The 4,872-nt window shown below is 71.9% G+C and carries 6 protein-coding genes; 4 read left to right on the forward strand and 2 right to left on the reverse strand.

Features of this window, described 5'->3' with window-relative positions:
* Positions 1-167: 167 nt before the first annotated feature.
* Positions 168-1,178 carry an NAD(P)H-dependent glycerol-3-phosphate dehydrogenase gene (locus BZY54_RS46670; RefSeq protein ID WP_086731384.1) on the forward strand — a complete coding sequence of 337 codons (1,011 nt, stop codon included), beginning with the start codon at positions 168-170 and terminating at the stop codon, positions 1,176-1,178.
* A gap of 59 nt (positions 1,179-1,237) precedes the next feature.
* The gene (locus tag BZY54_RS46675) at positions 1,238-2,395 is read left to right on the forward strand and encodes a D-alanine--D-alanine ligase family protein (protein WP_086731385.1); all 1,158 of its coding nucleotides are present in this window, start codon (positions 1,238-1,240) and stop codon (positions 2,393-2,395) included.
* Positions 2,396-2,419: 24 nt separating this feature from the next.
* On the opposite strand, the gene BZY54_RS46680 is transcribed toward BZY54_RS46675, so the two are convergent.
* Together BZY54_RS46680 and BZY54_RS46685 are read right to left on the reverse strand one after the other, a co-directional pair.
* Positions 2,420-2,902, reverse strand: a complete 483-nt coding sequence (locus BZY54_RS46680; protein WP_086731386.1) for a DUF3515 domain-containing protein — start codon at positions 2,900-2,902, stop codon at positions 2,420-2,422.
* A 21-nt stretch (positions 2,903-2,923) separates the two neighbouring features.
* Positions 2,924-3,157, reverse strand: a complete 234-nt coding sequence (locus BZY54_RS46685) for an Lrp/AsnC family transcriptional regulator (RefSeq protein WP_086731387.1) — start codon at positions 3,155-3,157, stop codon at positions 2,924-2,926.
* Positions 3,158-3,363: 206 nt separating this feature from the next.
* On the opposite strand from BZY54_RS46685, the gene BZY54_RS46690 reads away from it, so the two are divergent.
* Complete coding sequence (locus tag BZY54_RS46690; RefSeq protein ID WP_030168387.1) at positions 3,364-4,329, forward strand: thiamine-phosphate kinase; 966 nt, start codon at positions 3,364-3,366, stop codon at positions 4,327-4,329.
* Positions 4,326-4,872: bifunctional hydroxymethylpyrimidine kinase/phosphomethylpyrimidine kinase (gene thiD, locus BZY54_RS46695; protein WP_086731388.1), on the forward strand; the 547-nt coding region annotated here is incomplete at its 3' end. The genes BZY54_RS46690 and thiD, both read left to right, overlap by 4 nt.

Raw genomic sequence — 4,872 nt, forward strand, 5'->3', positions numbered from 1 at the left:
GCGCCCGCCGTGGCCTACGACCCGCGCCGGGAGCGGATCGAGCAGCGCCGCAGGACCCAGGCGCAGAACCAGTCCCGGAGCCAGGGCGCGGCCGCGGCGACCGGCGTGCCCGGGCCGGCGGGCGGGGGAGCGGAGCGGGAGGCCGTCCAGGAAGAGGGGCAGGGCACGTGAGCGAGCCGGTCAAGGCGGCCGTCTTCGGTACCGGATCGTGGGGCACCGCCTTCGGGATGGTGCTCGCCGACGCCGGCTGCGACGTCACCCTGTGGGCCCGCCGCGCCTCGCTCGCCGAGGCGGTCAACTCCACCCGGACCAACCCGGACTACCTGCCCGGTGTGGAGCTCCCGGACAACCTGCGGGCCACCGCCGACGCCGCCGAGGCCGCCCGCGGCGCCGACTTCACCGTGCTGGCCGTTCCCTCGCAGACCCTGCGCGACAACCTCGCCGAATGGCGGCCGCTGCTCGCGCCGCACACGCTCCTCGTCTCCCTGATGAAGGGCGTCGAACTCGGTTCGGCGATGCGCATGAGCGAGGTGATCGAGGACGTCGCCAAGGTCGCCGCCGACCGCATCGCCGTGGTCACCGGGCCCAACCTCGCCCGCGAGATCGCCGCCCGGATGCCGGCCGCCGCCGTGGTGGCCTGCACGGACGAGGGGGTCGCCCGGCGGCTCCAGGCCGCCTGCCACACCCCGTACTTCCGCCCCTACACCAACACCGACGTCGTCGGCTGCGAACTGGGCGGCGCCGTCAAGAACGTGATCGGGCTGGCTGTCGGCATCGCGGACGGCATGGGCCTCGGTGACAACGCCAAGGGCTCGCTCATCACCCGCGGGCTCGCCGAGACCACCCGGCTGGGGATGGCCCTGGGCGCCGACCCGCTGACCTTCTCCGGACTCGCCGGCCTCGGCGACCTGGTGGCCACCTGCTCCTCACCGCTGTCGCGCAACCACACCTTCGGCACCAACCTCGGCAAGGGCATGACCCTGCAGGAGACCATCGCGGTCACCAAGCAGACCGCCGAGGGCGTCAAGTCGTGCGAGTCCGTGCTGGATCTGGCCCGCCGGCACGGCGTCGACATGCCCATCACCGAGACGGTCGTCGGCATCGTGCACGAGGGCAAGCCCCCGGTGGTGGCCCTCAAGGAGCTGATGTCGCGCAGTGCGAAGCCCGAGCGACGCTGAGCGACCCCGCGTTTCCAACGCTGTCTCGGGGCCCTACCACCGGGTACTCTCATCGCGATATGAGCACCGAGAACCTCCCCCAGAGCCCTGAGCAGCCGCCTCGCAAGCCGCGCGTGGCCGTGGTGTTCGGCGGACGCAGCTCCGAACACACGATCTCCGTGGTCACCGCCGGCGCCGTGCTGAGGGCCATCGACCGGACCAAGTACGAGGTCCTGCCGATCGGCATCACCCAGGACGGGCGTTGGGCGCTCACCGCCGACGCGCCGGAGCGCATGGCGATCACCGACCGCCGCCTGCCCAACGTCGAGGAGCTCGCCGAGTCGACCGAGGGCGGCGTGGTGCTCCCCGTCGACCCGGCCAACCGCGAAGTCGTCTACAGCGAGCCCGGGTCGGTGCCCAAGGCCCTCGGCGAGGTCGACGTGGTCTTCCCGGTGCTGCACGGCCCCTACGGCGAGGACGGCACCCTCCAGGGCCTCCTGGAGCTGTCCGGCGTGCCCTACGTGGGCTCGGGCGTGCTGGCCTCGGCGGTCGGCCAGGACAAGGAGTACATGAAGCGGGTGTTCACCTCCTTCGGGCTCAAGGTCGGCCCGTACGTGGTGATCCGGCCGCGAGAGTGGGCGCAGGACCAGTCCGCCGCCCGGAAGAAGATCGTGGACTTCGCCGGCGAGCACGGCTGGCCGCTGTTCGTGAAGCCCGCGCGTGCGGGCTCGTCGATCGGCATCACCAAGGTCGAGGACCTCTCGGGCCTGGACGAGGCGATCGAGGAGGCCCAGCGGCACGACCCGAAGGTGCTCGTGGAGGCCGCCGTGCGCGGCCGGGAGATCGAGTGCGGGGTGCTGGAGTTCGAGGACGGCCCGCGCGCCTCCGTGCCGGCCGAGATCCCGCCGCCCGAGGCGCACGCGTACTACGACTTCGAGGCGAAGTACATCGACTCCACGCCCGGCATCGTGCCCGCCCCGCTGACCGAGGAGGAGACCGCCGAGGTGCGGCGGCTCGCGGTGGAGGCGTTCGAGGCGACCTCCTGCGAGGGCCTGGTCCGTGCGGACTTCTTCCTCACCGAGGACGGCGAGTTCGTCATCAACGAGATCAACACCATGCCCGGCTTCACGCCCATCTCGATGTACCCGCAGATGTGGCAGGCCGCCGGGATCTCCTACCCGGAGCTGGTGGACCGCCTGGTCCAGGCGGCGCTGCGCCGGCCGACCGGGCTTCGGTGAGCGCGGTACGTACCCCCGTACGCGTCAGTCGGCGATCCCTTCGGGGATCGCCTTCTTGACGGCGGGCGCCAGGTCGACCAACGGGGCGACCCCGTTTCCGGTGCGGCTGTGCGGGATGGTGACCTCCACGTACGCCCTGCGCAGCGTGGTCGTGAAGCGAAACGATCCGTCGCCCTGCTTCTCCAGCAGCCAGCCGACGCCGTTCACCTCGGCGCCGTCGGCCTCCGGGTCGTTCATCCGGGCGGGTCGCGCAACGCCGCAGCGCAGTATGATCGCCGGGCTTCCCCAGCCCGCGGTCAGCGCGGAGGCGGGCCGGGGGTCCTTGCGGCTCAGTCCGTCCACCTTCTGCGGCAGCTCCTCGTCCAGGTTCCGGCACAGCTTGGTGACCGCCGTGTTCGGGCTGGGAACCGCCGCGGTGGCACCGTCGTCTGCTGAGGAGCAGCCCACGGCGGTGATCAGCACGGCGAGGACGGGCAGGCCGAGGGGCCGGTGACGGAAGAAGCTCACCGGCCCAAGGGTAGACGGGGGCTACAGATGGACGACCGGGCAGGTCAGGGTGCGCGTGATGCCCTCCACTTGCTGCACCTTCGCGACCACCATCCGGCCCAGGTCGTCCACGGTGTCGGACTGGGCGCGCACGATCACGTCGTACGGGCCTGTCACGTCCTCTGCCTGGATCACCCCAGGCAGCTTGCTGATCGTCTCGGCGACGGTCGACGCCTTGCCGACCTCCGTCTGGATCAGGATGTACGCCTGTACCACGGAACCTCCAGGGCGGCCACGAGGATCATGTGGGGAAAAGGAACGCCACGGTATCGCGTCGCCGTACGCCACGGGGAGACCCACGGAGTACGTGGCCCGCGCGCCGGGGTGCAGGTAGGACAGAAGTTGACGGTCATCTCGACGGTAACGAGGACCGCGTGACCGCGCGACCGGGAACGGACAGGGACAGAAGGGGCGAAAGGGCTATGAAGGGCACTGTTGGTGAACTCGGGGAGTTCGGGCTCATCAGGGAGCTCACCTCCCGTCTCACCACCACCCCGGCGGTCCGGGTCGGCCCCGGCGACGACGCCGCGGTGGTCGCGGCCCCGGACCGCAGGGTGGTGGCGAGCACCGACATACTCGTGGAGGGGCGGCACTTCCGGCGGGACTGGTCCACGGCGTACGACGTGGGCCGCAAGGCGGCCGCGCAGAACCTCGCGGACATCGCCGCCATGGGCGCCGTACCGACCGCGCTGCTGCTCGGCCTGGTCGTCCCCGCCGAACTCCCGGTCACCTGGCCGACCGAGCTGATGGACGGGCTGCGCGACGAGTGCCAGGTCGCGGGTGCCTCCGTGGTCGGCGGCGACGTGGTGCGCGGTGACACGATCATGGTGTCGATCACGGCCCTGGGCGATCTGCGCAACCACGAGCCGGTGACCCGCGCGGGCGCCCAACCGGGCGACCTCGTGGCCGTCACCGGATGGCTGGGCTGGTCCGCGGCCGGGTACGCGGTGCTCTCCCGCGGCTTCCGCTCCCCGCGCGCCTTCGTCGAGGCGCACCGCCGCCCCGAGCCGCCGTACCACGCGGGGCCGGCCGCCGCCGGGCTCGGCGCGACCGCGATGTGCGACGTCAGCGACGGGCTCATCGCCGACCTCGGGCACATCGCGGAGGCCAGCAAGGTCCGCATCGACATCCGCTCCGGCGCCATCGACATCCCCTCTCAGATGAACGACATCGGGCAGGCGGTCGGTGTCGACCCGCTCCAGTGGGTGCTGACCGGTGGGGAGGACCACGCGATCGTGGCGACCTTCCCGCCGGACGTGAAGCTGCCGGCCCGCTGGAAGGTGATCGGCGAAGTGCTCAACCCCTCGGCACTGCCCCAGGTCACGGTCGACGGTGCGCCGTGGACCAGGAAGGGCGGCTGGGACCACTTCGGGGACATCGAGTCATGAGCGGCGCGCCCCCTCGTGTGCTCACCGTCGCCGGCTCCGACTCCGGCGGCGGCGCCGGCATCCAGGCCGACCTGAAGACGATGCTCGCCCTCGGCGTGCACGGCATGAGCGTGATCACCGCGGTGACCGCGCAGAACTCCCTCGGCGTCCAGGGCGCCTGGGAACTGCCCGTGGAGGCGGTCCGGGCCCAGTACCGCAGTGTCGTCGACGACATCGGCGTCCAGGCCGTCAAGACCGGGATGCTGGCCTCGGCGGAACTGGTCGAGACGGTGGCCGAGTTGCTCGCCGGGACCGGCGTGCCCACCGTCGTCGACCCGGTCGGCGTCTCCAAGCACGGCGACCCGCTGCTGGCCGCCTCCGCACTGGAGTCCGTACGGACGAAGCTGCTGCCCGTGGCCACCGTCGCCACGCCCAACCTCGACGAGGTGGCCCAACTGACCGGCGTCGAGGTCGCCTCGGAGGAGCAGCTGCGCGGGGCCGCGGCGGCCGTCCTGGAGTACGGGCCGGCGTGGGTGCTGATCAAGGGCGGCCATCTGACCGCGG

This window comes from Streptomyces carpinensis (assembly GCF_002154505.1).
GTDB classification, from domain to species: domain Bacteria; phylum Actinomycetota; class Actinomycetes; order Streptomycetales; family Streptomycetaceae; genus Streptomyces; species Streptomyces carpinensis.